The 3,512-nt window shown below is 38.3% G+C and carries 4 protein-coding genes; all 4 read left to right on the forward strand.

Annotation, left to right across the window (positions count from 1 at the left end):
* The coding region (gene cobS, locus ACOVQ4_RS13235) for an adenosylcobinamide-GDP ribazoletransferase (protein ID WP_421821109.1) at nucleotides 1–704 on the forward strand (704 nt) is incomplete at its 5' end.
* A 9-nt stretch (nucleotides 705–713) separates the two neighbouring features.
* Complete coding sequence (gene cobC, locus ACOVQ4_RS13240) at nucleotides 714–1,277, forward strand: alpha-ribazole phosphatase (RefSeq protein WP_421821110.1); 564 nt, start codon at nucleotides 714–716, stop codon at nucleotides 1,275–1,277.
* A 201-nt stretch (nucleotides 1,278–1,478) separates the two neighbouring features.
* Nucleotides 1,479–2,357 carry a 4,5-DOPA dioxygenase extradiol gene (ygiD, locus tag ACOVQ4_RS13245; protein ID WP_421821111.1) on the forward strand — a complete coding sequence of 293 codons (879 nt, stop codon included), beginning with the start codon at nucleotides 1,479–1,481 and terminating at the stop codon, nucleotides 2,355–2,357.
* A gap of 404 nt (nucleotides 2,358–2,761) precedes the next feature.
* Nucleotides 2,762–3,512: Gfo/Idh/MocA family protein (locus tag ACOVQ4_RS13250; protein ID WP_421821112.1), on the forward strand; the 751-nt coding region annotated here is incomplete at its 3' end.

Genomic DNA, 3,512 nt, shown 5'->3' on the forward strand with positions numbered 1-3,512 from the left:
TGAAACATGATGAAGATATGCTCAACCAAGCAACAGTATATTTTCCAGTAATTGGTTGGATTGTCGGTGCTATTTCGAGCCTTGTTTTTTACCTTTTTTCGTTGGTATTGCCTTTTCCAATTGCTATTCTTTTGAGTCTGGTTGCGAGTATTTTAACTACTGGAGGCTTTCATGAAGACGGATTGGCGGATGTTTGCGACGGGTTCGGAGGAGGCTGGACCAAACAGAAAATATTGGATATTATGAAAGACTCCCGCTTGGGAACTTTTGGCTTGTTGGGACTTGGATTAGTGATGGTTTTAAAAGTAAGTAGTCTTTTTTATATTGGAAAAGACTATCAAATATATGCACTTATGTTGGTGCATCCACTCAGCAGATATGCGGCATTGTCGATGATTTTTACCCATGAATATGTTCGTGAAGACGCCCTTAGTAAAGCAAAACCTATTGGTAAAAAAATTGGGATAGATGCCTTTATCGTAGCTTCTATCTTTGCCTTGTTACCTATGTGTATCGTGGTTTACGTTACACAAGATTGGAAAATTATTGGCATACTAGTTCCTATATTCCTCATGCGAGACTATCTCGCTCGTTTTTTTACCAAATGGCTTGGTGGTTACACAGGCGATTGTTTAGGTAGCATTCAACAATTAACAGAGGTTATCGCCTATTTGTCTTTAGTAGGAATTTGGACGGTAAAATAAGATTTAGTCATGGATATATACCTGATTCGACATACTTCTGTGGATGTTCCTAAAGGATTATGCTATGGACAAAGTGATGTCTCTTTGGCAAATACCTTTGAGAAGGAAGCAATAGGTGTTAAGACTAAACTTCCTGATAATCAAAGGGATATTGATTTACTCACTAGTCCGCTGAGTCGTTGTAGTCTATTAGTTGATTTTTTGTTTCCAGAAAAACTAGTCCGTAATGATAAGAGATGGATGGAAATGAATTTTGGAAATTGGGAAATGAAACTTTGGAACGATATTCCCGAAGAAGAAAGCCAGCTTTGGATGCGAGACTTTGTCAATGTTGCGACTCCCAATGGTGAGAGTTTTTCCGAGATGATAGAAAGAGTAAAATCTGTTTGGGAAGAAACTTTGCAGCAATCTACAAATGATAAAGTCATTGTTTGCCATGGAGGTGTGATACGAACGATTTTACATTTAATTTTAGAAATTCCCGCCCAGAAAGTCTTCGCAGTTGATATTGATTATGGCGCTGTAATCAAAATCCAATATCAATATGGCTTCTTTAAAGTAAAGTTCTTGTAAATTTTCCCTTCAAAAACCCTTTTGTAAGCTAAATAATCCTTGTGTAGGAATGAAAGACGTAAAATATTACGTCTCTACTTGTGTGAATCACTCAATACCAGACTCACGTAACAAATTCTGTGTATATACATTAAATTTTACTGTTCATGAAATGAATAGAATGGATTTATTGTTACCTTTATGGAAATTTAATGTATATACATGAATCGCAAGGATTTTTTAAAGGCCATGGCAATATTGCCAGCCACTATGAATATGGATATCAAGGCTTTAAATGAGTTAGCTAATGCTCCAAGGACGGAGAGGATGCCTGCTTTTTTCATAGGACATGGTAGTCCTATGAACGCAATTGAGGATAATGAGTTTTCGAGAGGGTGGAAAAAAATTGGACAAGATTTACCTAAACCGCGTGCCATTTTGTGTATTTCGGCACACTGGGAAACAAGAGGTACTTTTGTTACAGCTATGCCAAAACCCAAAACAATCCACGATTTTGGGGGCTTTCCACAAGCCTTATTCGATGTGCAATATCCTGCGCCAGGAAGTCCTTCTATCGCATTGGAAACTAAGGAGTCGATTCGCTCAACAGAGGTTGGACTCGATGAACAATGGGGATTAGATCATGGTGCTTGGAGTATAATCAAGCATATTTATCCAAAGGCTGATGTGCCAGTTTTACAGTTGAGTTTGGATTATACCCAAGCGCCACAGTATCATTATGACCTAGCAAAAGAAATTGCCAAATTACGAGATAAAGGCGTACTGATTGTGGGTAGTGGTAATATCGTTCATAACCTTCGTCGTTTGGCTTGGGACAAACTTCACTTGCCAGAATATGGGTATGATTGGGCTTTGGAAGCGAATGCAATGTTGAAAAAAATGGTCGTTAATCAAGACCATAAATCCTTGATTAACTATCAAAGTTTGGGCTCGGCGGTACAATTATCGGCGCCATCTCCAGATCATTTTTTACCTTTACTTTATACCGTTGGTACACAACAAGCACAGGAAGAAGTAAGCGTTTTTAATGATAAAACGGTTTTGGGTGCCATTTCTATGACTTCATTCAAAATTTCCTAAGTGCAAGAGGGTATTAGTTGCTTGTATGCTTCACTAGTTCGAGACTTAGTCTCGAACTAGTGTTTGTTTCAGTTTTAAACTGTATAAAAAATGAGTCCAAGACGAAGTCTTGAACTAGTAATGCTGCCCAATTACTGAGTACAAACCATAAAAGTAAGGCATAGAGAGAGTTTTGGGTTAAATGATAAAACTCGCCTTTCTCTTTATGCCTTTGTTACTATGCACTTTTCCTCAGGAACTTCACTCGACAGGACAATAAATTCGGTATAAATTTATAGATTTGAACTAAACAGTGAGAAATCACATCATATCCAATTTTCATAAAATAGGAGGATATTGACGTAATTGATTGTTTTATAAACAGATTACAGACACATATCTAAATTGATTTAACTACCAAAAAAATGTCAGTTCAAAAAATCAAAGTATTGGTTGTTGGTTGCGGAAATATGGGTGCCTCGCACGCCACAGCCTATCACAATTCAGAAATTTTCGAGATTTGCGGAATTGTTTCTACTGGAAAAAGTAAAGAAGTACTCAACGAGAAATTAGGAGGAGGATATTCGCTTTTTAACGACTATGCTGAAGCTTTGGAGGCTACAAAGCCCGATGCAGTTTGTATTTCGACTTATCCTGATACCCATGAAGCCTTTGCCATTCAGGCATTAGAAGCTGATTGTCATGTATTTATCGAAAAACCTTTGGCTGATACCGTAGCTGGTGCCGAAAGAGTTGCTGCTAAAGCAAAAGAGAAAAATAAGAAAGTTGTCGTTGGATATATTTTGAGACATCATCCTTCGTGGGAAAAATTTGTGGAGGTGGCTTCGGGACTAGGACGTCCTTTGGTCATGCGCATGAATCTCAACCAACAGAGCCATGGATATATGTGGGATGTGCACAGAAATTTGATGAAAAGCCTTAGTCCAATTGTAGATTGTGGTGTTCATTATATCGATGTGATGTGTCAAATGACTCGCTCGAAGCCCCTGCAAGTCAATGCCATTGGGGCAAGATTAACCGATGATATTCCAGAGGGAAATTATAATTATGGACAATTACAAATTCGTTTTGAAGATGGCTCAGTGGGTTGGTACGAAGCAGGTTGGGGGCCTATGATGAGCGAAACGGCCTTTTTTGTGAAAGATGTGATTGGAC

The sequence above is a fragment of the Flectobacillus sp. genome (assembly GCF_049240685.1).
Classification (GTDB): domain Bacteria; phylum Bacteroidota; class Bacteroidia; order Cytophagales; family Spirosomataceae; genus Flectobacillus.